The organism is Pseudomonas sp. BF-RE-21 (genome assembly GCF_019947305.1).
GTDB classification, from domain to species: domain Bacteria; phylum Pseudomonadota; class Gammaproteobacteria; order Pseudomonadales; family Pseudomonadaceae; genus Aquipseudomonas; species Aquipseudomonas migulae.
Map to the genome: position 1 here is coordinate 17059 of NZ_JAGYGF010000022.1, position 23136 is coordinate 40194.

Sequence of the window (23136 nt, forward strand, 5' to 3'; positions counted from 1 at the left end):
ATGACTGACACCTTCGATCCGAGTGCTTTCCTGTCGACGGTCAGCGGACGCCCCGGCGTCTATCGCATGTTCGACAGCGAGGCACGCCTGCTCTACGTCGGCAAGGCCAAGAATCTCAAGAATCGTCTGTCGAGTTACTTCCGCAAGTCCGGCCTCGCGCCCAAGACCGCTGCGCTGGTGGCGCGTATCGCCCAGGTCGAAACGACGATCACGGCCAACGAAACCGAAGCCTTGCTGCTTGAGCAGACGCTGATCAAGGAATGGCGTCCGCCCTACAACATTCTGCTGCGCGACGATAAATCCTACCCGTACGTGTTTCTTTCCGACGGTCAGTTCCCACGCCTGAGCATTCATCGTGGGGCGAAAAAGGCCAAGGGCAAATATTTCGGCCCTTATCCCAGCGCCGGGGCGATTCGCGAAAGCCTGAGCCTGCTGCAAAAAACCTTTTTCGTTCGCCAGTGCGAAGACAGCTACTACAAGAACCGCACACGCCCATGCCTGCAATACCAGATCAAACGTTGCAAGGCGCCGTGCGTGGGGCTGGTGGAGCCCGAGGTTTACGCCGAGGACGTTCGTCACTCGGTGATGTTCCTCGAAGGGCGCAGCAATGCGCTGACCGATGAATTGTCCGCCGGCATGGAAGAGGCTGCGATCAACCTCGAATTCGAACGTGCCGCCGAATTGCGCGACCAGATCTCGTTGCTGCGCCGGGTCCAGGATCAACAGAGCATGGAAGGCGGGACCGGTGACGTCGACGTCATCGCCGCGTTCGTCAATCCGGGCGGTGCCTGTGTCCATTTGATCAGCGTGCGCGGTGGTCGGGTGTTGGGGAGCAAGAATTTCTTTCCGCAGGTGGGCATTGAGGAAGACGTTTCAGAAGTCATGGCCGCGTTTCTCGGTCAGTACTTCGTCAGCAGCCCCGAACGCGACTTGCCGAGCGAGCTGATCGTCAACGTGGTTCACGAAGACTTCCCGACCCTGATCGCGGCCATCGAAGAGCTGCGCGGTCGTGAACTGAGCATCAGTCACAGGGTTCGTGGCACGCGGGCACGCTGGCAGCAATTGGCCGTGACCAATGCCGAGCAGGCACTGGGCGCGCGCCTGGCCAACCGCCAACACGTTGCGGCACGTTTCGATGCCCTGGCCGACGTGCTGAAACTGGATGAGCCGCCGCAGCGCCTCGAGTGCTACGACATCAGTCACTCCAGCGGCGAAGCGACCGTGGCGTCCTGCGTGGTGTTCGGCCCTGAAGGTCCGATCAAGTCCGACTACCGTCGCTACAACATTGAAGGCGTCACGCCCGGCGATGACTACGCCGCAATGCACCAGGCCCTGACCCGGCGCTTCAGCAAACTGAAGGACGGGGAGGGCAAGTTGCCGGACATTCTGCTGGTGGACGGCGGCAAGGGGCAGTTGTCCATGGCGCGCGATGTGCTCAATGAGCTGGCGGTGCCCGACCTGATTCTGCTGGGCGTGGCCAAGGGTGCGACGCGCAAGGCCGGTTTCGAAACCTTGTACCTCAATGACGCCGCCCATGAATTTACCTTGCGTGGCGATTCTCCGGCGCTGCATTTGATCCAGCAGATCCGCGATGAAGCCCACCGATTTGCAATTACCGGACACCGTGCCCGTCGTGGCAAAACGCGCCGTACGTCTACGCTTGAGGGTGTGGCCGGGGTGGGTCCGACCCGTCGGCGCGATTTGTTGAAACATTTTGGTGGATTGCAGGAGCTGTCTCGTGCCAGCATCGAAGAGATCGCCAAAGCACCCGGGATCAGTAAAAAGCTCGCAGAGTTGATTTATGCAAATCTGCACAGCGAGTAGAATGCCCCCTCACCTCGTAGCCAGTTGTGCCGATGAATATCCCTAATCTGATTACCGTTCTACGCGTCCTGCTTATCCCGATCTTCATTTTACTGTTCTACCTGCCTTACCAATGGAGCTACCTGGCGTCCGCTTCGGTCTTCGCGTTTGCCGCTGCCACAGACTGGCTGGACGGATACCTGGCTCGTCGTCTGGAGCAAAGTACGCCGTTCGGGGCGTTCCTCGATCCGGTGGCCGACAAGCTGATGGTCGCCGTGGCATTGGTGCTGCTGGTGCAGGAACACGGTAATTTGTGGCTCACGCTGCCGGCTGCCGTGATCATCGGTCGCGAGATCGTGGTATCGGCACTGCGCGAGTGGATGGCCGAGCTCGGCGCTCGCGCTCACGTCGCCGTGTCGAACCTGGGCAAATGGAAAACCGCTGCGCAGATGCTGGCGCTGGTGATCCTGCTGGCCAATCCGTCGGACTTCACGTTCTGGGTCCTGGTGGGTTACGCCTTGCTGATGATCTCTGCGGGCCTGACATTGTGGTCCATGGTTCAATACCTGCGGGCTGCCTGGCCGCATCTGAAGACCGATGTGGAAAAATAAATAAAACTTTTTTGAATCAAGGGGTTGACGGAGCTTCTGGATTCTATAGAATGCGCACCACCAAGACGCGGGAATAGCTCAGTTGGTAGAGCACGACCTTGCCAAGGTCGGGGTCGCGAGTTCGAGTCTCGTTTCCCGCTCCAAATACAGAAAAAGCGCCACTCAATGAGTGGCGCTTTTTTTTGTGCGTTTTTTTTGGTTGGCATTAGAAAAAGAGGCATCAGCCTCTTTTTTCATTCCAGCGATTTCATTGCGCCTATCAGCAAACAGCGCTGAGATCACCGAGAAGCCAATCTGATTCCGTCACCCGACCCAAACATCGGCAAGCGCTGCAACATCCAGTTCAGCAACTCCTGAGCGGGAGCGGCCAGCGGTCGGCCGGACTTCACCAGCAGTTTCGCCTCCACGCCCAGAAACAGCGGATGGTCGATCAGTACCGCCGCGAGGCTGCCTTGTTCGATTTCCCGATAGGCAGCGAATTCGCCGAGCAACGAGGTGAAATCTCCGGAGGCCACCAGTCGCTTGAGCGCGGCGAGGGAGTTGCTGACCAGTGCCGGGCGGATTTCGATTTTCTCGGCGTACTCAAGCATCTTGATCGCATGCCCGATACCGAAGGTGGGGGGCGTCAGCACCAGTCGGCAGGTGAGTATGTCCTCGACGGTTGCCGTTCCCCCTCGCACTGCCAGCGGATGATCAGGGCGAACCAGCAGCATCACTGGCTGCGATGACGTCGCGCGGTAATCGATTTGCGAATGCGGCGGAGGATTGTAGGCAAGGCCGATGTGCGCACGGTTTTCGGCGACTTCGTTCAGTACGTCGTCGACGGGAAGAATGTCCAGCCGGACATCGAGCTTGGGGTACTGTTTGCAGAAGGGGGCGAGCACGTTGTCGACCAAGGCATCGACATAGCCCTCACTGATGACGACTCGCACCTGGCCCTGTTGCAGGCCTTTGATCGCTTGAAGCTGGTCTTCGAGTTTCTCCTGGTGTGATCGATAACCGCGCCAGAACTCCAGCAAGTGCGCCGCCGCCTCGGTGGGCTGCACGCCGCGTGCCTGGCGCTCGAACAGTTTTGCGCCCAGTTCCTCTTCCAGCAGCTTGATCTGGCGCGTGATAACGGAGGGCGACGTATTGATGCTGTCCGCCGCGCCACGAATCGAGCCGTGGACCAGCACTTCGTGAAAATACCGCAGCCGTTGTTGGTTGATCTCGCGCATCCCGGGCCCTCCGGCCAGAAAGTTTGTGTTGCCTGTAGGGCAACGATACACGAACTTAGTTGCTCTTGCTGGGGCTGCGGTGCCGGTGCAACATTCTTTGGCACGAACGCAGACCAACAAGAATAATTGGAGACTCGCATGTCAACCTTACTGACACCGGCAAGCAGTGATGCCGTTTCTGCCCTTTACCGCAAGCTCAATTGGCGGCTGTTGCCACTCCTGTTCATTTGCTACGTCTTTGCGTATCTGGACCGGATCAACGTCGGCTTCGCCAAGCTGCAGATGCAAAATGATCTCGGACTGTCCGATGCGGCCTACGGAGCGGGCGCGGGTATTTTCTTTCTGGGGTACGTGCTGTTTGAGTTGCCGAGCAACCTGATGTTGCCGAAGGTGGGGGCGCGAAAAACCTTCAGCCGCATTCTGGTGTGTTGGGGCATCACATCGGCCTGCATGCTCTTTGTGCGCAACGTGCCAATGTTTTATGCGATGCGTTTTCTGCTGGGTGTATTCGAAGCCGGTTTTGCCCCTGGCATGATCTATTACCTGTCTTGCTGGTACGGCCCGAAGCGCATGGCGCGGGCCATTGCGATCGTGTTTATTGCCGGCCCCATCGGCGGCATTATCGGCGGTCCGCTGTCTGCCTGGCTGATCACCACGTTCGAAGGCGTTGGTGGCCTGGCCGGCTGGCAATGGATGTTTTTGATTGAAGGACTGCCTTGCGTGTTCCTTGGCATCCTGACCTATTTCGTACTCTCCAATCGGCCCTCGGAGGCCCGATGGCTGAGTGTTGAAGAAAGGACACTGCTGGAGAGTGAACTCGGTACATCGTCGGGGCGAGCCCATTCGTTCCGGGCGGTGTTGCGCGACCCGAAAATCTACATCCTCGCGTCAGCCTATTTCTGCATCATCTTCTCGATCTACGCCATGAGTTTCTGGCTGCCGGCAATCCTCAAGGCTCAGGGCGTCAACGACACCATGCAGCTGGGTTGGTATGCCGCAATTCCTTATGTCGCGGCGGCATGCGGCATGTACTGGATAGGGCGTCGGTCCGACCGGGTCGGCGAACGACGCTACCACTGCGCAGTCCCTGCGGGCATTGGCGCCATCCTGTTGCTCATGTATCCCTTTGCCGACGGCAACCTGATGGCGTCGCTGGTTCTGCTGACCGTGGCGACCGCCATGATGTTCATGGCCTACACCGTGTTATGGGCGATGCCCTCCGAGCACATCAAGGGTGATGCGGCGGCGGGAGGCATTGCCTTGATCAACACCATCGGGCTTTCCGGCGGCTTCTGGGGGCCTGCGGTGATTGGCTGGGCAAAAACGGCAACCGGCAGCGCCAATCTCGGCATCGTCGTTGTGGGCTGCGTCTTCCTGTGTGCAGCGTTCGTGATCCTTGCCACCAAACGGCAACCGCGTGAGCGCCCGGTTTCTGAATTCAGCGCGGGTTGATCAACCGCCTCCCACTTGATCAGTCGTGTTCCGAAAGGAACCCTTTTAAAGAGAGAACCCACATGCTTTTACACCTATCGACCTGGGCCGAGATCGGGCAATTCCTTGAACGCAGCCGCACCATCGTGATCCCGATCGGCTCCAATGAACAACACGGTCCGACCGGTCTTTTGGGGACCGACTGGATGTGCCCCGAAATCATTGCGTGCGAAGCGCAGAAGTCGGCAGACATCCTGATAGCACCGACCTTCAACATCGGCATGGCCCAACACCATCTTGGATTCCCCGGGACCATTTCACTTCGTCCTTCGACGTTCATCGCGGCCATTGGCGACTGGGTGCGTTCGTTGGCCGCTCACGGGTTTGAAAGAATCCTCTTCCTCAATGGCCACGGCGGCAACGTCGCATCGATTGAAGCGGCGTTCTCGGAGCTCTATGCCGAAGCAAGCTTCGCTCGACGCCCTGCAGGGTTCGCACTGAAGTTGTGCAACTGGTGGGATCTGGAGGGAATCGGTGAGTTGGCGCGGGAGCAGTTTCCTGAGGGACACGGCATTCATGCCACGCCGTCCGAGATTGCCGTGACCCAATGGGCCTACCCGGATTCCATCAAAACCGCCGGGTACTCGCCGCAGATCGCGCCGTGGGGGCCGATTCGCGAAGCACTGGATTTCCGCGCACGCCATCCGGATGGCCGCATGGGTTCGGATCCGTCCCTGGCCAACCCGGACAAAGGCCGTGCTCTGGTGATGATGGCAGCGCAGAGCCTGGTGCAGGAAGTCGACGCCTTCAGCCGCGAATCGATACCCGGCTAAACCACCGGATCAACCGTTTTTCAACTTGCCCAGCGCCCGGAAGTTCCGGGCGTTGGCACGTTCTATTCGAGGAAAACCCATGATTGAACATGATGTTTATACCCGCCTGAAAGACCTCGGTATCGAGTTGCCCACCACCGGTGCTCCCGCAGCAGCCTATGTTATGAGTGCGCAGAGTGGCAACGTCGTTTACCTGTCCGGCCATATCGCGAAGCAAGACGGTAAAGTCTGGGCAGGAAAGCTGGGCGAAACGCTGACGACAGAGGAGGGCTATGTGGCCGCACGTATGACCGCCATCGATTTGTTGGCGACGCTGCACGCGCATCTTGGCGATCTGAATCGGGTCATGCGGATTGTCAAAGTGCTGAGCCTGGTGAATTCAACGTCCGGTTTCACCGAGCAGCATCTGGTCACGAACGGCGCCTCGGAGCTGCTCGCCGAGGTGTTCGGGGATAAGGGAAAACACGCGCGCTCGGCATTCGGCGTGGCACAGATTCCGTTGGGTGCCTGTGTCGAAATCGAGATGACCGTGGAAGTCAGTTGAAGGCCGGGTAACAGTAAAACCTGTGGGGGCGAAGTGATTCGCCCCCACACTTGTTTTTAGAAATCAGAACAGCGTCCACGTGTAGCTGATGATCAGTCGGTTCTCGTTGATATCCGTGCGGTAGTTGGAGCGTGCCAGCGCGTTGCGCACTCGCACGCCGAGGCCTTTCAATGGGGCTGCCTGGAAGGTGTAACTGAGGTCGAGGTCACGCTCCCGATCTTTGCCTTCATAGCCCATCCCCGTCTTCACATTGTCGCCGGTGACATAACGTGTGCTGGCTAGCAGGCCAGGCACACCGAGGGCCGCGAAGTCATAGTCATAGCGCAGTTGAAAGGAGCGCTCATGGGTGGAGACGAACTCGTAGGTCGGCAGTTCGTTGCCAAGGGCGCTGACATTGAGAAACACGCGAGGAAAGGGGCTGTCGCCGTACATGCCCTGGTAACCGGCATAAAACGTATGGCCACCGAGCTTGGCCGATAGCAACGAGAAGAAGGACTGGTTGTCGACCTTGCCCACCAGTTTGCGACCTTCTTCCTGGGCGTCGTAGTAACCAAGATTGGCGCCCAGCACCCAACTGCCCACCGGCACACTGTGTTTCAAACCGAAGAAGTTTTGCTCATAGATATCTTCCAGTCGGGAATGCCAGGCACTCACGGTGGTGCGGTTACTGTTGAACGCGTAATCGCCGCCCACGTAGTTGAAGGCATCACTCGACACTTGCCGTTGCGGCTTGTTGCCCAGCAACGCCTGGAGTTTGCTCTCGCCGGCTTCATTGCGCAGGGTCGTGGAGGTCAAATGTCCGGCTTGCAGCGTCAGGCCGGGGATTTCGCTGCTGGTAATGCTCGCACCCTGATAGGCCGGGGGCAGCAAGCGGATGTCGCTGAAGACCAGTGTCGGCAGGTTGGGTTGCAGTTCACCGACCTTCAGCTCGGTTTTGGAAACGCGTATCTTCGCCGCCAACCCGAGACGACCATAATTGTCAGCGGCATGGCCATCGTCCTTGACCGGCAATAACCCCGAGTTGACCCGGTCCGGGCTGCTGTCGAGCTTGATGCCGAATTTGCCGATGGCATCCAGGCCGAATCCTACCGGCCCGGGTGTGTAGCCGGATTTGAAGTTGAGGATGAACCCTTGGGCCCATTCCTGAGCCATCGATTTTTCCGAGCCTCGGATATCGGAGAAGTCTCTGCTGAAAAAATAGTTTCGGGTTTGCAGGGTAGCGGTGGACTGTTCGACGAATCCGCTGTCGGCGGCTTGGGCAAGGTTGGCGCCAGCCCCGGTAAACAGCAGTACACACAGTTTGCCTTTGTCTCTGGTCATAATTTAACTCTTGTTTTTATTAGACATGACTCTCCCGTAGGCCCTCTGTCGGGGCTTGTGCGCGTGCGGGGGAGGTAAGACAGCCGGCAGGATGTGGCGCTCGCAGCCGCTCCGGTGTCGAGAGCGATGCTCGCTCCATTGAGCAATGGCAGCAAGAGCAACTTTATTCAGAGATCGTTGCTCTGGAAGCAACGCTGATGGCAAGGTGTGAAAAGACTGCTTCAGGAAAGTGGGTCAGGACGTTGTAAGCGTCGGACCCGCCAGAGCAGCGGGTCCGAAGGGGAGGGCTTAGAGTTTTGGCAGCTGGCCGATGCGCCCGAACATCTCGGTCACGATTTGCAGGTCCAGCAGGAACTGGTCGACAGTCTTGAACTCGTTGTCGGTGTGGCCGGTGTATTTGACTTCGGGTCTGGCCAGGCCGAATTGCACGCCATTGGGCAGTTCATGGACAGAAGTGGCGCCGGCCGAGGTGCCGAATTTGTGTTCCATGCCCAGGTTTTCGCTGGCCACGGCGAGAAGCGCCTTGACCCATTCACCCTCGGGATTGCGGTACATCGGTTCGGCGATCGAGTAATCGAAGGCCACCGCAACCTGGGATTTCTTGCTCCAGGCGTCGAGCTTGTCGGCGATTTCGCGCTTGAGCACTTCCGGGGACTTGCCTTTCGGTACGCGCAGGTTGACCGCGAGTTTGAAGGTGTTTTCATCCATCCCGACAAAGGTCAGGGAGGTGGTCAACGGCCCCATGAACGCATCGGAAAAACCGACCGCCAATTTGCCACCCAGATAATCGAGCCCCCAGTTGTCGGCAGCGTAGCGGGCCGCGTCGGTGATGTGGTTGTGCTTGAGGGCGACCTTGCCGTCGAGGCTGTTGATGAACACCAGCATTCTCGCCACCGGGTTGATTCCGGACTCGGGCTCGGAGGAGTGGGCGGAAACGCCGGTGACTGTCAGCGTGACGTCTTTGCCGACGACCTTGGCCGTCACCTCGAAATCGCCGCCATTGCGCTTGGCGTACTCGGTACCGGCCTTTTGCAGGCTGGCGGCCAGCTCGGCGGGTTTGTCACTCAGCAGGGTGGCGACCGACGCCGACGGAATCTGGTTGGTGGCCAGGCCGCCAGTCATCGAGACGATTTCAGCGCCCTTGCCGTCAGCCTTGCGCTTGGGGAAGTTGGCCATGACCGTGCCGTAGCCTTTCTCGGCGATCACCACCGGGTAGCCGCCATCCAGCGCCAGGTTGTAGTTGGGTGTGGGGTTGTGTTCGAAGTAATAAGGGATGGCGTCGCCGCTGGTTTCCTCGGTGGTGTCCACCAGCAGTTTGAAATTCCTCGCCAGCGGCAGCTTTTCTTCCTTGATGACTTTCATGGCGTAGAGCGCCACCACGATGCCGTTTTTGTCATCTTCGGTGCCACGGCCATACATGCGATCGCCAATCAGGGTGACCTTGAACGGATCGAGGCGGGTGCCGTCTTTCAGGACCCAGTTTTCCGGTGTCACGGGCACCACGTCGGCGTGGGCGTGAATGCCCACCACTTCATCGCCGCTCCCTTCGAGGGATATTTCATAGACGCGGTTGTCGACGTTGCGAAAGGTCAGGTTGAAGGCCTGGGCCAGGCTCTTGATCTTGTCGGCGATCTTGATGAATTCAGGGTTGTCGTGCTGGGCAACGCCGTCCACGCGGAAGGTCGGGATGGCCACCAGTTCACGCAGCGTCTCGGTGGCGGCGCTGCCGTATTTCACCCGCGCATAGAGGCCGAGCAGGCGATGGATTTCGTTCTGCTGGTCGGCGGAAAGGCTCTTGTTGTCGAGGAAGGCTGAGATTGCCGTGCCGAGGTCGTCGGTTTTGGCCAGGTCGCTCTTGGCCACGCTTGTCAGGAACTGCCTGAAATCCGTGATCGATGCGTCACTGAACGTCTTGAGGATGGCCGCGCCTTGCTGCGGGGTAATGTTGGCGTGCGCTGCTGTGGTGAACGACGAAAGACTGGCCAGCATCAACGTTGTCGCGGCCAGGTGCTTGAGTGAGAAGTCCATTGTTGAAGGCATTCCTTTGCAGGTGTCTGATTAATGAAACAAAACATTTCAACATTAACACTGTAGGAGCGAGCCTGCTCGCGATGGTTTAAAGGACGCTGCGTTTACCCAGGCAACACGCGTTTTCGTTAACGACCATCGCGAGCAGGCTCGCTCCTACATGGTTTCCTTCTAAATGTGCACAAACTAAAAAAATGCTTTGAGATGTTATAGGGTAACAATATAAGGTGCCCGGCAGGCTGTCCTGCGGGACACGTTTATTCACCCCTTGCGTTGCGAAACATCCATGACCCTTGCACCTTCTCGCTCCACCGGCACGGTAGTTGGCCGGCTTCTTTCCATCGATGCATTGAGGGGCATGGTAATTCTGTTCATGCTGCTCGATCACGTTCGCGAAACCTTTTTCCTGCACCGGCAAGTGTCCGATCCGATGGACATCACCACGACCGAGCCGGCGCTGTTTTTCAGTCGCACGCTCGCTCATTTGTGCGCGCCGGTCTTCGTGCTGCTCACCGGTCTGTCGGCCTGGCTGTACGGTGAGAAGTACGCCGGCAAGGCCGACGTTTGCAGCTTCTTGTTCAAGCGCGGGCTGTTTCTGGTGGTGCTTGAGTTCACCCTGGTGAACTTCGCCTGGACGTTCCAGTTTCCGCCGACCGTCATTTACATGCAGGTGATCTGGGCCATCGGCTTGAGCATGCTGGCCCTGTCGGTGATGGTCTGGCTGCCGCGTCCGTTGTTGCTGCTCTTGAGCCTGGCGATCATCGCCGGTCACAACGTGCTGGACGGCCTGCATTTTCCGATCGAATCGGCGATGCACGTGCCATGGGCGATTCTCCATGATCGCGGCTGGATCGAACTGTCCGAAGGGTTTCGGCTGCGCACGTCCTATCCGGTGCTGCCGTGGATAGGAGTCATTGGTTTGGGTTACGCCATGGGCCCGTGGTTCGGGCGAGCGGCGCAGGCCAAGGGGCGCCAGCGCAAGTTGCTGCTCTGTGGCGTTTTGGGGCTGGCCGGTTTCGTCGCACTGCGGCTGCTCAACGGCTATGGCGAGAAGCCATGGAGCGTTGGCGATACGTCCGTGCAAACACTGATGAGTTTTTTCAACATCACCAAATACCCGCCGTCGCTGCTGTTTATTGCGCTGACCCTGAGTCTCGGATGCTTGCTGCTTCTCTGGTTTGAGCACTTGCAGAAGAGTCGATGGTTGCGTCCCTTGACGGTGTTTGGATCAGCGCCGATGTTCTTCTATCTGTTGCACCTCTACGCACTGAAGGTTTTGTACCTCATCGCTGTAGCGCTGTTCGGATTGAATCAGGGCGCGTACTTCGGTTTCGACTCGGTAGGCGCGGTTTGGATCGCCGCAATCCTGTTGGCCATTGCGCTTTATCGCCCGGTCCGTTGGTTCTCCGGGCTGAAGGCCCGGCGTCGCGACATCGCCTGGCTCAAATACCTGTAATGCCCATGAATGCACTTTTATAAAGCCGTGAGGCCTCGGTCTGCACTATGCGAAGGCAAAAGTCTGGAGCCTGTTCGGTGCTCGCGCCTGAAAAACGCTGCGCAATCAGCGTTTTCGCGATCTGGCACAAACACTGCAATACACCGGACAGGCCCACCATAAACGCAGTCGAGTGGGCAGCCCCCTCGGTCAACGACGATCGAATCATGGGCAACATCGGTGGATCAGGCATAGACGTCTGGTGCTAACACCGCAAAAGAACAGGCAAAGACGCCTGGAACCGCAAGGTTTCAGGCGTTTTTTTTTGCTTTTTGAACCGTTTTAGCCGGGTGCTTCTTATGAATTCCAATGTTGCCGCGTTGAACAAAGTGCAAACGCTGATCGTGATCGGCAATGGCATGGTCGGACATCATTGCGTCGAGCAGTTGATTGAGCGGGGCGCGCTTGACCAGTATCGGCTGCACGTCTTCAGCGAGGAGCCGATGCGTGCCTACGACCGCGTGCATCTGTCCGAGTACTTCTCGGGGCGTGATGCCGAATCGTTGGCGCTGTCCGATGCGTCGCTTTACCAGACGCCGGGCGTCACCCTGCATTTGGGTGTGCCGGTGCTGGAAATCGACCGCACCCGTCGCCAGGTGATTACCGCGCAAGGCAGCATTCCTTACGACAAGTTGGTGTTGGCCACCGGCTCTTACCCGTTTGTGCCGCCAGTCGAAGGTGCCGAAGGCGATTCGCGTCTGGTGTATCGAACCCTTGAAGACCTCGATGCGATCCGTGCCGCAGCAGCCAATGCCCGACGCGGCGTCGTGGTTGGCGGTGGCCTGTTGGGCCTTGAAGCCGCCAATGCCCTGAAAAGCCTCGGCCTGGAAGCGCATGTGGTGGAATTCGCCCCGCGCTTGATGCCGGTGCAACTGGACACAATGGGTGGGCTTGCGCTCAAGTCGCAGATCGAAAGACTCGGTGTCGGTGTGCACCTGTCGCGCTCTACTCAATCGATCAGCGCGGGCGAGGAATATCGCTACCGCATGAACTTCGCCAACGACGAGTTTCTTGAAACCGACCTGATCGTGTTCTCGGCGGGCATCCGTGCACAAGATGCGCTGGCCCGGCAATGCGCGCTGGAGATCGGCCCGCGCGGCGGCGTAGTGATCAATGACGAATGCCTGACCAGCGATCCGGACATTTACGCCATCGGCGAATGTGCCTCCTGGAACGGCGGCCTGTTCGGCCTGGTCGCGCCGGGCTACCAGATGGCGCGCGGTGTGGCGGCACGTCTGTGCAACGACACGGCCGAGCCGTTTCTGGGCGCCGACATGTCGACCAAACTCAAACTGTTGGGCGTTGACGTCGGCTCCATCGGCGATGCCCACGGCAACACGCCGGGCGCACGCAGTTATCAGTTCATCGACGAAACCACGGCCAGCTATCGACGGCTGGTGGTGGATGCCTCGGGCAAGCACGTCATCGGCGCGGTGCTGGTCGGCGACAACAGCTATTACGACACGCTGCTGCAATACATGCAGAACGCGATTGCCTTGCCGGGGGAGCCCGCCAGCCTGATCCTGCCGTCATCCGAAGGCGCGCCGACCCTGGGCCCGGGCGCGCTGCCCGAATCGGCCACGGTCTGCTCGTGCCACAACGTCACCAAGGGTTCCATCTGCTCGGCCATCGATGGCGGCTGCACCGACCTGGGCCTGCTCAAATCTCAGACCAAAGCCTGCACCGGTTGCGGTGGCTGCGCCGGTCTGCTCAAGCAAGTGTTCGAACATGAGTTGATCGCCCGGGGCGTCAGCGTCGACAAAAGCCTGTGCGAACACTTTGCCTATACCCGTCAGGAACTGTATGCGTTGGTCCGCGTAGAAGGGGTCATCACCTTCGAAGAACTGCTGGCCAAACACGGCCGTGGCCACACCGGTTGCGACGTCTGCAAGCCGGCCGTGGGCTCGATTCTCGCGTCGTGCTGGAACCAGCCGATCATGGACGCATCGCTGGTGCCGTTGCAGGACACCAACGACACCTTCATGGCCAACATGCAGAAAAACGGCACCTATTCGGTGGTGCCGCGTATTCCCGGTGGTGAGATCACGGCCGACAAACTGATCGCGATCGGTGTCGTGGCGAAAAAATACGACCTCTACACCAAAATCACCGGCGGTCAGCGGATCGACCTGTTCGGCGCGCAGTTGCATGAACTGCCGGACATCTGGGCCGAACTGATCGAAGCCGGTTTCGAAACCGGGCACGCCTACGGCAAATCGACCCGGACGGTGAAGTCGTGCGTCGGCAGCACCTGGTGCCGTTATGGCGTGCAGGACAGCGTGCAAATGGCCCTGACCATCGAGGACCGCTACAAGGGATTGCGCTCGCCGCACAAGCTCAAGTTCGCAGTGTCCGGTTGCACCCGTGAGTGCGCCGAAGCCCAGAGCAAAGACGTCGGCGTGATCGCCACCGAGAAGGGCTGGAACCTCTACATCGCCGGTAACGGCGGCATGCGCCCGCGCCACGCCGAGCTGTTCGCCACAGACCTGGACGATGCCACGCTGATCCGCTACATCGACCGTTTCCTGATGTTCTACATCCGCACCGCCGACAAACTGCAACGCACCTCGGTGTGGCGCGAAAGCCTGGAGGGCGGCCTCGACTTCCTCAAAGAGGTGATCATCAACGACAGCCTCGGGCTCGGCGCCGAACTCGAATCGCAGATGCAACTGGTGGTCGACCGCTACGAATGCGAGTGGGCCAACGCCCTCAAAGACCCGGAAAAACTCAAGCGCTTCCGGACCTTCGTCAACGACAAACGCCCGGACCCGGACATCCATTTTGTCCAGGAACGCGGCCAACGGCGCCCGATCATGGCTGCCGAACTCAACCTGATCCCTGTCACCGAGGAGATTGCCTGATGAGCCAGTCCACTACCCAACGCATCGATTCCCTGGCCGACAGCGATGTCTGGCAAAGCGTGTGCGAGCAGCAGGACCTTGTCTCTAACTCCGGCGTCGTCGTGTGGCTCGACGGCGCACAAGTGGCGCTGTTCTACCTGCCGGGCGCGGAGGGCAGAAGCCTCTACGCCATCGACAACCATGACCCGCAATCCGGGGCGAACGTCATCGGGCGCGGGTTGGTCGGCAGCATCAAGGGGGACCTCGTGGTTGCTTCACCGATCTACAAACAGCATTTCCGCCTTGAAGACGGCAGTTGCCTGGAGTACCCGCAGCAACGGTTGCGGGTCTGGCCGGTGCGGCTTAACGGCGGCGTGGTGGAAGTCGGGCTGGCTTGAGGTCAAGCATCGGCAATGAGCAACGATAGCGGAGGCATCCATGAAAACAGCCGCACAGCTGCTGAAACTGAAAGTCGTGCAAAACCAGCACGTGCATAGCATCGCGCCAGACCAGATGGTGCTTGAAGCACTGAAAATGATGGCCGAGAAGAATGTAGGCGCGCTGCCGGTCATCGAAGCAGGGCAGGTGGTCGGCGTTATCAGCGAGCGCGACTATGCGCGCAAGGTTGTTCTGCAAGGACGCTCCTCGGTCGGCACACCGGTGCGCGACATCATGAGCGCGCCGGTGGTGACAGCCGACAGTCAACAGAGCATCGAGCGCTGTATGGAAGTCATGACCGACAGCCACCTGCGGCATCTGCCGGTGTTAGATAGCGGCGAGCTGATCGGGTTGTTGTCGATTGGCGACCTGGTCAAAGAGGCGATTGTCGAGCAGGCCGATTTGATCCGGCAGTTGGAGTACTACATTCGCGGGCACTAAGCGGGCCGGGAGCATGCTGAAGCCGTATTGGCGCGCGCGGGCGAAGCGTTGAGCCTGCGTCGCAACATGCAAAGCACCCGGCAAATTTTTTTTGAAATCAAGGGGTTGCCAGCCTTCGGAAATCAGTACATAATTCACGCCATCGAAAGCACTGACCGCTGAAAAAGCTCAATGTTTTCAAGGAGTTAGATCTAGATCTTCTCCAAGACTGTACGCGTTTGGTGTTGTGCTACATGACATCAGATGTTTGAGGCCGAGTAGCAAAATGGTTATGCAGTGGATTGCAAATCCACCTACGCCGGTTCGATTCCGACCTCGGCCTCCACTTTAAACAAGCTCCGTAGATCGATGATTTACGGAGCTTTTTTATTTGCGTTGTCCTGCAAGATTTAGTCTTGAAATGGGCGTTTGCAAACTTGCTTCACCGGGACGGGATGTATATATTTCGTCCTCTGCTGCACAGGCGTCAGAACTGACAGATCGTCATTTGTCAGCCATCAGACTGCCTGACCGCGCTACCGCCCGAATGGCGAAACTGGTAGACGCATGGGACTTAAAATCCCCCGCTCGTAAGGGCGTGCCGGTTCGATTCCGGCTTCGGGCACCATGAATATCAAAGGCTTGCGTGAGATACCTCACGCAGGCCTTTTTCATTTTTACCCGGCTATTTCTCGAAGTGATCTGCGAACGATCACTTCGCCGACTTCATCTTCTTGCGAGGCCCAGGATGGCATGGAAGGCACTTAAGTACCTGGTGGTATCGGGCATCGTTCTGGCGAGCGTGGTCTACGCGTCAAGGTATGCGTACTTCAATTACTACATGGAGTACCAGGCTAAAAACCTTGTCAGAGATTATCTGAAAGATCCTCAATCCGCGGTGTTCAGGAACATTGACTCCAGGCACCAGGTATTTTGCGGCGAGGTGAACAGTAGAAACAGCTTCGGGGGAATGGTCGGTTTTTCAAGATTCATCGCACTTCCTCGCGATAGCAGAGTTTTTCTGGAGGAAGAGTTTGAAAGCCGAAACGCTGGGGAGTTGTTTGAGCAGTCGTGGAGGCTGACCTGCGAACCGGCTTGAGTGGGACTCTTACCGTAATTTATAAAATCAAGGGTTTGCCAGCGAAAGCTGATGCAAACCCTTGTTTGTTTCCGGTCAACTATTTTCACTTGCCGCTTTTGTCAGCAGGCTGATTCGCCTTGCGTCGGTCAGCGCCGGAAGGGTTGCCGGTGTCAACGAGCCTTCTTTCTCGCAATATATTTTGCAATGCCTGACGAGCTGCCGGATCAAGCTGATGTTCTCTTGCTTTGAGCTCCAGCAAGATCGGGCTGGACCAGCGGCAGTATTCTTCTTCCGCCTCACGGATCGTCGTCATTTACTCCTCCTTGATCGGGCGCCTGCCCACATCGTCGGGGCAGAATCGATGCGATAGAAACCCTAGCTGAGGAAAACGCTTATCGCCAAAAATGAAATGGCATACAGCGCTATTGAACTGATCGTCGAATAATCTATTCGGCTGATCTCAACCCCAGACACCCGTAGCCGCCGTGCGGCGAACATAGTCGCTGAAGTCCCGCGCCGGGCGACCCAGTGCACGCTGTACGCCGTCAGCCACCGGTGTATTGCGGCCATCGAGTACGGTGGTGAAGAGGTACAGCACGAGTTCAATCAGCTCTGTTGGTAGTTGGGCCTGTTCCAGCGCCTGGCGATAGGCGTCGGGTGGCACGGCGACGAAACCGACATCGCGTTTGGACGCGTGGGCAATTTCGGCAGTAGCCTCTGCAAAGGTCAGCGCGCGCGGGCCCGTCAGCTCATAGAGTTGGCCTGAATGCCCCGGTTTGGTCAGCGCCTCAACCGCAATCTCGGCGATGTCTTCCACGTCGACAAAGGGCTCGGCGATGTTGCCGACGGGGAGGGCGAGTTCTCCTTGCAGGATTGGCTCAAGAAAGTGCGCTTCGCTGAAGTTCTGAAAGAACCAGCTGGCCCGCAGGATGGTCCAGTCCACGCCGCTGGTTTGAACGACGCGTTCTGCCTGTTCAGCTTCAACTTCGCCGCGCCCTGACAACAGCACCAGTTTGCGGACGCCGCTTTTAACGGCCTGATCGGTGAATGCCTGCACAGTTTCAACCGCACCGGGGACCGCGAGGTCTGGCTGGAACGAAATGTACACCGCGTGAATTCCCTCAAGCACCGCTTCCCAGGTGGAGCGATCCTCCCAGTCGAACGCCGGATCCGCCCCGCGAGAGCCTAAACGAACAGGCACATCGGCCGCTTTCAGCCGTTGAGTGATCCGTCGCCCGGTTTTGCCTGTTGCGCCGAGAATCAGAATTGTCTCTTGGGTGGTTTTCATCGCGTTCATCTCCATCGGTTTAATGTGAGTGATGCTCATGTTTAAAAAAGATGATAAACGCTCATGTTTTATCGTCAACCGGAAGAACCGGTGAAACCGACGTACGGGCGGTGCTAAGGTGAGGCTATGTCATGTTATTGATCGGGAAGCACGCCAGTGCCGAAGAAAACCACCGAAGCCCACGAGCAAGCCGTTTCAGAACCTGTCCGGCGCAATCCCACGCAGCAGCGCAGCCGCGAACGCCAGGAGCGAATCCTGGCGGCGGGAACGCAATTGATTGCGAGCAAGGGCAGCGATCAAGTGAAAATGAGTGAAATCGCCGAAATGTGCGGGATTTCGATCGGCTCGCTTTATCAGTATTTTCCAGACAAGAGTTCGGTGATTCGCACCTTGGCCGAGCGCTATAACGCCGAAAGCCGTCGTTGTATCGAAGTCGCCATGGCTGCGGTCGAGGACGCGCAAGGGCTGCGCGAGGCCTTTTCAGAGCTGTTGGACGAGTATTACGAGATCTTCCTGGCGACACCGGCGATGCGTGACATCTGGTCAGGCATGCAGGCAGACAAGCAACTCATGGCGCTGGAACTGCAGGAGTGTCGGATTGCCGGCGGGTTATTGGCGGATGCGATGCTGCGGGTAAACCCCAGCAGCGATATACAACAGGTTCAGGCGTCTGCCTTTCTGATCTGGAGTCTGGGCGAGGCGACAATGCGCCTGGCCATCTCATGCGCTCCCGAGGAGGGACGCGCGCTGGTCGAAGCGTTCAAGCGGATGTCTTTGCGAGAAATCATGGGGCCGGCGGCCGGGCCGAGTGAACGTGCTTCAACCGCCGAACCTGTCCGTTAAACGAATGGTTGACCGCTAAAACCACGGGGCAACCGTTGCAGCCCGGCCATGGCGGTAAGTCGCTCGACCCATGCTGCGCGCCAGTCATTGGCAGCGTGAGTGGCTTTGGCTTTGCGGGCGGCGCGGCGTGCCGCGTTGCGTTGGTCCTTGCGTGCATCCTTGTATGCATCGGTGTTTCGGCAACTTCTGCATTTCACTCGGTTCAGTTCAGTGGTTGAGGTGAGCTTGCTGCCTTTGTGGCCGCAGGCCAGATGCCCGGCAACTTTGAAGTGAGTAACCATCAGACGCCTCCTTCGTGACGTGTGACCGTTTGACCTCACGCGAGTGATGGCGTTCGTTGAGCGCAGGCGAGCAAAAAGAAGGCCCGCATGCGGGCGGGCCAAGGGATATTTCAAAAGGAGTAGGGCTACAGTAAGGCGTGAGTTGTGAAGGCTGTGTGAAATGACCGGACAAAAAAAATCCCGGTACAGGGCCGGGTTTGGGATTCAGCAGCGGGTGATCAGGCAAGGACGCACCCGGTGACGATCATCGTCGCCGTTCATGCGTCCTGGCCGTGCGCTCGTGTCCGGAGTCCAGATCGAATCATCTGAACCGCGGCAGCGGCGGCTCGACAGGTTTGAGCGAAGACAGCGTGTTACGAATCAGCGGCGTGTCCTTCTCGATGTCGTTCAGGCGATCACGAATCCTGAGGGCGGTCGGGTGCCCGCCTTGATGATCGACCCAGTCGGCGATTTCCTTGCACGCTGCGGCCAAGCGAACCTGGCGCGAGTCGAGCAGGGTGAGCAGGGTGGTGATGGACTCTTTTTCGGACATGGCAAACACCTCCGTTCAAGAAACCTGGCAGTGGCAGCAAAAAGCCCGCAAGGAGCGAGCTTTCTGCCGATGGGGTCGCTGTTCCCTCAGCCATTTTTCAGTATAGACCCGGACTTCAGCCTTGTCGGGCCACCACTTGCGATCGGGCATTGAGTTGATCGCACGCGCGTTGGGCTTTTTCTTCAAGATCGTAGCCGTCGCCGATGTAGCCGTTAGTCCGCGTATCGGTGATGCGATACCAGAAGGCGGCTTCAGGTGGCTGATGTTGGTCTTCCCCAGCTCGGCGGCCATAAACGATGATCTTGTTGCAGCGCTTAACAACGTAAATGTCTTCCATGGCTTCACTCGAAGCTAATTTGTGTCACAACAACTATAGAAGCCATTGGTGATCGCGCAAAAAATGAACAGGTCAGTTCGTCGGTTGAGTCGCCTCGATCATCTTCTCCAAATACATCGCCAGCCCGACTTCCTCGGCCTTCAAGCCTTTACGTGTTCTCGGGCGCGGTAACTCGGCCAATGCCCCCATCAGGAAACCCTCAAGCACCGCCGGGTGGATGTAGCACTTGCGACAAACTGCCGGGGTGTTGCCAAGTTGCCTGGCGACGTTCTTGACCATCTCCACCACATGCCGCCTGGCGTCTGATTCCGGTTCCCACTGCAAACCGCGCAACACTGACAACGCCAGCGCGCTACCAGCCCAGGTGCGGTAATCCTTGGCGGTGAAGTCGGTACCGGTGAGGGTTTGCAGGTAGGCGTTGACGTCGGAGGAACTGACGGCGTGCCGCTCACCGCTTTCATCCAGATACTGAAACAGGTTCTGCCCGGGAATCTCCTGGCAGCGTTTGATGATTCGTGCCAGGCGCCGGTCTTTCACGGTGATCTGGTGCTCGACGCCGCTCTTGCCCCGGAACTGAAACCGGATCGCACTGCCGTTGATCTCGACGTGCCGGTTGCGCAGCGTGGTCAGCCCATACGAGCGGTTGTCCCGGGCGTACTGCGTGTTGCCGACCCGAATCAATGTCGCGTCGAGCAAGGTAATGACCGTGGCCATGACCTTGTCGCGGCTGAAGCCCGGGGCGGCCAACAGCGTTTCAAGCTGTTTGCGCAGTTTCGGCAGGGCGAGCCCGAAATCCCGCAGGCGCGAATATTTGTCGGCATCGCGCACTTCGCGCCAGCGCGGGTGATAACGGTATTGCTTGCGCCCCCGCGCATCACGGCCAGTGGCTTGCAGATGCCCACGCGGGTCGGCGCAAATCCAAACGTCGGTGTAGGCCGGGGGGACGGCGAGGGCATTGATACGTTTGATTTGCTTCGGGTCGGTGATGCGTTTTCCGTCCGGGTCGAAGTAGCAGAACTTGCCACGCAGTTTCTTGCGGGCGATGCCGGGCTGGGTGTCATCGACATAATGCAGGTCAGGTGGCAGCGCATCAGTCAGCGCGGAATCGGGCATGGCGGTAGTCCTTGGCGACGAATCAGGGGCCGTTACAGCCATTGACCGCTTGCCAGTGCAGTCGTGCCAGCGGGTTTACGCCAGCACCGCCACCGCTTTGATTTGCGCCCAGAGTTGTTGGCCGGGATGCACCTGCAATTGATCCCGGGAGTAGCGGGTGATTCGCGCCAGCAGCGGTGTGCCGGCTGCGTCCAGGCGGATCAGCACGTGGGCGGCGTTGTCTGCGCCCATTTCACTGATCACGGTCACCGGCAGGCGGTTGAGGATGCTGCTTTGCTCGGCGCTGTGCAGGCTCAGGCTGACATCGCGCGCCTGGACCTTGCAACGCAACGCCTGGCCGGGGTCCATCGGCGTGTGCGTCACGCGGATATTCAGAGCGGTGCCTGGCAGTTGCAAGGTCAGCAACTGATAATCTGCGTCATAGGCACTGACGTGGCCCTCGATCACCACGCCGGCGTCATCGCCCAACGCCAAAGGCAAATCGAGCCGGGCCAGCGTTTCGCCGATAGGGCCGCTGGCCAGGGCTTTGCCGTTGCTGAGCAGGACGATGTGGTCGGCCAGTCGCGCCACTTCATCCTGGGAATGGCTGACGTACAGCACCGGGATGTCCAGCTCATCGTGCAGCCTTTGCAGGTAGGGCAGGATTTCGCCTTTGCGTTGCGAATCCAGCGCCGCCAGCGGTTCGTCCATCAGCAACAGTTTTGGGCTGGTGAGCAGCGCGCGGGCAATGCCGACACGCTGTCGCTCGCCACCCGACAAGTGCTGCGGATGGCGGTCCAGCAGATGACCGATGCCCAACAGTTCCGTCGCGTGCGCCATGTCGACCCGGCGTTGGTGTCTGGGGATTCGCTTGAGGCCGAATTGCAGGTTCGCCAACACCGACAGGTGCGTAAACAGACTGGCTTCCTGGAAGACATAGCCGATCGCGCGTTTGTGCGGCGCTACGAAAATCTTCTTGTCGCTGTCCTGCCAGACTTCATCGTTGACCTGGATAAAGCCTTGTTCGGCCCGTTCCAGGCCCGCAATACAGCGCAAACAGGTGGTCTTGCCCGAGCCGGAATGGCCGTAAAGCGCGGTGACGCCACGGCCGGGCAGTTGCAAGTCCACATTCAGGGCGAACCCCGAATACCTCAGTTTCAGACGTGTTTGAATCATCGATCAGCTCCAGCCCGCTTTGGTTTTACGGCTGGAGTACAGCGCCAGCAACACGGCAAACGAGAACACCAGCATCGCCCCGGCCAGCCAGTGGGCCTGGGCGTATTCCATGGCTTCGACGTGATCGTAGATCTGCACCGAGACCACGCGGGTCTTGTCGGGGATGTTGCCGCCGATCATCAGCACCACGCCAAACTCACCGACGGTGTGGGCGAAACCGAGAATCGCGGCGGTGATGAACCCCGGTCGGGCCAGAGGCAGGATCACGCTGAAAAAAGTGTCCCAGGGATTGGCGCGCAAGGTCGCAGCCACTTCCAGTGGGCGGGTGCCAATGGCAGAAAAAGCGTTTTGCAACGGCTGGACCACGAACGGCATCGAGTAGAGCACCGAGCCGATCACCAATCCGGCAAAACTGAACGTCAGGGTGCCGAGCCCCAGCGATTGAGTGAAGTGGCCGATAAAGCCGTTAGGGCCCAGCGCCAGCAACAGATAAAAACCGATCACCGTGGGCGGCAGCACCAGGGGCAGGGCGACAATCGCCCCGACCGGGCCGCGCAGCCACGATTGGGTGCGCGAAAGCCATAACGCAATCGGGGTGCCGATCACCAGTAGGATAACCGTCGTCAGGGACGCCAGTTTCAGGGTCAGCCAGATGGCGGAAAAATCGGCACTCGACAGGGTCATTTAGAGTTGGTAACCGTAGGATTTGATGACAGCAGCGGCTTTCGGACCTTTGAGGTAGTCAACCAGCGCCTTGGCAGCCGGGTTGTCCTTGCCTTTGTTGAGGATCACCGCGTCTTGTTTGATCGGGTCGTGCAGGCTGGCTGGAACGATCCACGCCGAACCGCTGGTGACTTTGCCGTCTTTGTATATCTGCGACAAGGCAACAAAGCCCAGTTCTGCGTTACCGGTTGAGACAAACTGATAAGCCTGGGTGATGTTCTGGCCTTCAACGATCTTGTCCTTGACCTTGTCGGTCAGGCCCTGCTTGGCCAAAACCTGGGTGGCAGCCAGGCCATAAGGGGCGGCTTTCGGGTTGGCGATGGAGAGATGCTGATATTCGTTCTTTTTCAGCACGTCCCCTTTGGCATCGACGTAACCTTCTTTAGCCGACCACAACGCCAGGGTGCCAACGGCGTAGGTGAAGCGCGAGCCCTTGACGATGTCGCCTTCGGCTTCCAGTTTTTGCGGGGTGGTGTCGTCCGCCGAGAGGAACACTTCAAACGGCGCGCCATTCTTGATCTGCGTATAGAACTGGCCGGTTGCACCAAAGGAGGTGACCAGTTTGTGCCCGGTGTCTTTCTCGAAATCAGCAGCGATAGCCTGGATCGGCGCGGTGAAGTTGGCCGCGACGGCGACCTGGACTTCGTCCGCCTGGGCTGCGCCAATGGCGAACACAGCGAGCAGGCTCGCCAGGCAAGTAGGGGCAAAACGTGAGGCACGAATGGTCATGAAACGGCTCCGTTGTAGGCAGGGACAGCGAGGGGTTAAAACGCTATATAGCGGAATATATAGCGAATTGCCTG

General features: G+C 58.7%; 23 protein-coding genes and 3 tRNA genes. 14 read left to right on the forward strand and 12 right to left on the reverse strand.

Annotated features, from left to right (window positions below; translation table 11 throughout):
• The 3 genes from uvrC (at window position 1) to KGB25_RS16170 (ending at window position 2557) form a co-directional block, all read left to right on the forward strand.
• Window positions 1–1824, forward strand: coding sequence for an excinuclease ABC subunit UvrC (gene uvrC / locus KGB25_RS16160; protein ID WP_008029554.1), 1824 nt, complete (start codon window positions 1–3; stop codon window positions 1822–1824).
• A 32-nt stretch (window positions 1825–1856) separates the two neighbouring features.
• Window positions 1857–2414 carry a CDP-diacylglycerol--glycerol-3-phosphate 3-phosphatidyltransferase gene (pgsA, locus tag KGB25_RS16165; protein WP_008029556.1) on the forward strand — a complete coding sequence of 186 codons (558 nt, stop codon included), beginning with the start codon at window positions 1857–1859 and terminating at the stop codon, window positions 2412–2414.
• Window positions 2415–2481: 67 nt separating this feature from the next.
• A tRNA-Gly gene (locus tag KGB25_RS16170) sits at window positions 2482–2557 on the forward strand.
• Between the two features lie 135 nt (window positions 2558–2692).
• On the opposite strand, the gene KGB25_RS16175 is transcribed toward KGB25_RS16170, so the two are convergent.
• On the reverse strand, window positions 2693–3631 hold the full coding sequence (locus tag KGB25_RS16175; RefSeq protein WP_008037096.1) for a LysR family transcriptional regulator: 939 nt from the start codon (window positions 3629–3631) through the stop codon (window positions 2693–2695).
• Between the two features lie 138 nt (window positions 3632–3769).
• Between KGB25_RS16175 and KGB25_RS16180 the strand changes: the two genes are divergently transcribed.
• From KGB25_RS16180 to KGB25_RS16190, 3 genes are all read left to right on the forward strand, one after another.
• Window positions 3770–5083: an MFS transporter gene (locus KGB25_RS16180; RefSeq protein WP_008037095.1), complete on the forward strand. Its 1314-nt coding sequence runs from the start codon at window positions 3770–3772 to the stop codon at window positions 5081–5083.
• Window positions 5084–5145: 62 nt separating this feature from the next.
• Entirely contained in the window at window positions 5146–5895 is a 750-nt protein-coding gene (locus tag KGB25_RS16185; RefSeq protein WP_223435724.1) for a creatininase family protein, read from the forward strand.
• 79 nt (window positions 5896–5974) lie between these two features.
• Window positions 5975–6439: a RidA family protein gene (locus KGB25_RS16190; protein WP_223435726.1), complete on the forward strand. Its 465-nt coding sequence runs from the start codon at window positions 5975–5977 to the stop codon at window positions 6437–6439.
• A gap of 63 nt (window positions 6440–6502) precedes the next feature.
• Here the strand turns inward: KGB25_RS16190 and KGB25_RS16195 are convergent, their stop codons facing one another.
• Both KGB25_RS16195 and KGB25_RS16200 read right to left on the reverse strand, forming a co-directional pair.
• The gene (locus KGB25_RS16195; RefSeq protein WP_223435733.1) at window positions 6503–7759 is read right to left on the reverse strand and encodes an OprD family porin; all 1257 of its coding nucleotides are present in this window, start codon (window positions 7757–7759) and stop codon (window positions 6503–6505) included.
• 288 nt (window positions 7760–8047) lie between these two features.
• Window positions 8048–9787 carry a dipeptidase gene (locus KGB25_RS16200; RefSeq protein WP_223435735.1) on the reverse strand — a complete coding sequence of 580 codons (1740 nt, stop codon included), beginning with the start codon at window positions 9785–9787 and terminating at the stop codon, window positions 8048–8050.
• Window positions 9788–10073: 286 nt separating this feature from the next.
• On the opposite strand from KGB25_RS16200, the gene KGB25_RS16205 reads away from it, so the two are divergent.
• The 7 genes from KGB25_RS16205 to KGB25_RS16235 all read left to right on the forward strand — a co-directional run bounded on the left by KGB25_RS16205 (window position 10074) and on the right by KGB25_RS16235 (window position 16079).
• Window positions 10074–11243, forward strand: coding sequence for a DUF1624 domain-containing protein (locus KGB25_RS16205; RefSeq protein WP_223435737.1), 1170 nt, complete (start codon window positions 10074–10076; stop codon window positions 11241–11243).
• Window positions 11244–11581: 338 nt separating this feature from the next.
• Window positions 11582–14143: a nitrite reductase large subunit NirB gene (nirB, locus tag KGB25_RS16210; protein WP_223435744.1), complete on the forward strand. Its 2562-nt coding sequence runs from the start codon at window positions 11582–11584 to the stop codon at window positions 14141–14143.
• Window positions 14143–14520, forward strand: a complete 378-nt coding sequence (gene nirD, locus KGB25_RS16215; RefSeq protein WP_223435746.1) for a nitrite reductase small subunit NirD — start codon at window positions 14143–14145, stop codon at window positions 14518–14520. Before nirB ends, nirD begins: the two co-directional genes overlap by 1 nt.
• 40 nt (window positions 14521–14560) lie before the next feature.
• Window positions 14561–15001: a CBS domain-containing protein gene (locus KGB25_RS16220; protein WP_008029579.1), complete on the forward strand. Its 441-nt coding sequence runs from the start codon at window positions 14561–14563 to the stop codon at window positions 14999–15001.
• A 251-nt stretch (window positions 15002–15252) separates the two neighbouring features.
• Window positions 15253–15326, forward strand: a tRNA-Cys gene (locus KGB25_RS16225).
• Between the two features lie 195 nt (window positions 15327–15521).
• Window positions 15522–15608: transfer RNA gene (locus KGB25_RS16230), tRNA-Leu, on the forward strand.
• A 120-nt stretch (window positions 15609–15728) separates the two neighbouring features.
• Entirely contained in the window at window positions 15729–16079 is a 351-nt protein-coding gene (locus tag KGB25_RS16235; RefSeq protein ID WP_223435747.1) for a hypothetical protein, read from the forward strand.
• A gap of 85 nt (window positions 16080–16164) precedes the next feature.
• Here KGB25_RS16235 and KGB25_RS16240 read toward each other — a convergent pair whose 3' ends face one another.
• Entirely contained in the window at window positions 16165–16374 is a 210-nt protein-coding gene (locus KGB25_RS16240; protein WP_008031035.1) for a hypothetical protein, read from the reverse strand.
• A gap of 147 nt (window positions 16375–16521) precedes the next feature.
• On the reverse strand, window positions 16522–17349 hold the full coding sequence (locus tag KGB25_RS16245; protein WP_207284425.1) for an NAD(P)H-binding protein: 828 nt from the start codon (window positions 17347–17349) through the stop codon (window positions 16522–16524).
• A 156-nt stretch (window positions 17350–17505) separates the two neighbouring features.
• On the opposite strand from KGB25_RS16245, the gene KGB25_RS16250 reads away from it, so the two are divergent.
• Entirely contained in the window at window positions 17506–18192 is a 687-nt protein-coding gene (locus KGB25_RS16250) for a TetR family transcriptional regulator (RefSeq protein WP_223435756.1), read from the forward strand.
• Here the strand turns inward: KGB25_RS16250 and KGB25_RS16255 are convergent.
• The 7 genes from KGB25_RS16255 to modA all read right to left on the reverse strand — a co-directional run bounded on the left by KGB25_RS16255 (window position 18189) and on the right by modA (window position 23062).
• Window positions 18189–18473 (reverse strand): hypothetical protein, encoded by a 285-nt coding sequence (locus tag KGB25_RS16255; RefSeq protein WP_008031038.1) that lies wholly within the window; start codon window positions 18471–18473, stop codon window positions 18189–18191. The two genes, KGB25_RS16250 and KGB25_RS16255, sit on opposite strands and share 4 nt — an antisense overlap.
• Before the next feature lie 301 nt (window positions 18474–18774).
• Window positions 18775–19005 (reverse strand): hypothetical protein, encoded by a 231-nt coding sequence (locus KGB25_RS16260; RefSeq protein WP_008031039.1) that lies wholly within the window; start codon window positions 19003–19005, stop codon window positions 18775–18777.
• A gap of 115 nt (window positions 19006–19120) precedes the next feature.
• Window positions 19121–19342 (reverse strand): hypothetical protein, encoded by a 222-nt coding sequence (locus tag KGB25_RS16265; protein WP_008031042.1) that lies wholly within the window; start codon window positions 19340–19342, stop codon window positions 19121–19123.
• Between the two features lie 72 nt (window positions 19343–19414).
• Window positions 19415–20455, reverse strand: a complete 1041-nt coding sequence (locus KGB25_RS16270; protein WP_223435758.1) for a DNA topoisomerase IB — start codon at window positions 20453–20455, stop codon at window positions 19415–19417.
• Window positions 20456–20530: 75 nt separating this feature from the next.
• Window positions 20531–21610 (reverse strand): molybdenum ABC transporter ATP-binding protein, encoded by a 1080-nt coding sequence (modC, locus tag KGB25_RS16275; RefSeq protein ID WP_223435760.1) that lies wholly within the window; start codon window positions 21608–21610, stop codon window positions 20531–20533.
• A gap of 3 nt (window positions 21611–21613) precedes the next feature.
• Window positions 21614–22294, reverse strand: a complete 681-nt coding sequence (gene modB, locus KGB25_RS16280) for a molybdate ABC transporter permease subunit (RefSeq protein ID WP_192227047.1) — start codon at window positions 22292–22294, stop codon at window positions 21614–21616.
• Window positions 22295–23062, reverse strand: a complete 768-nt coding sequence (modA, locus tag KGB25_RS16285) for a molybdate ABC transporter substrate-binding protein (RefSeq protein WP_008031048.1) — start codon at window positions 23060–23062, stop codon at window positions 22295–22297.
• Window positions 23063–23136 lie beyond the last annotated feature (74 nt).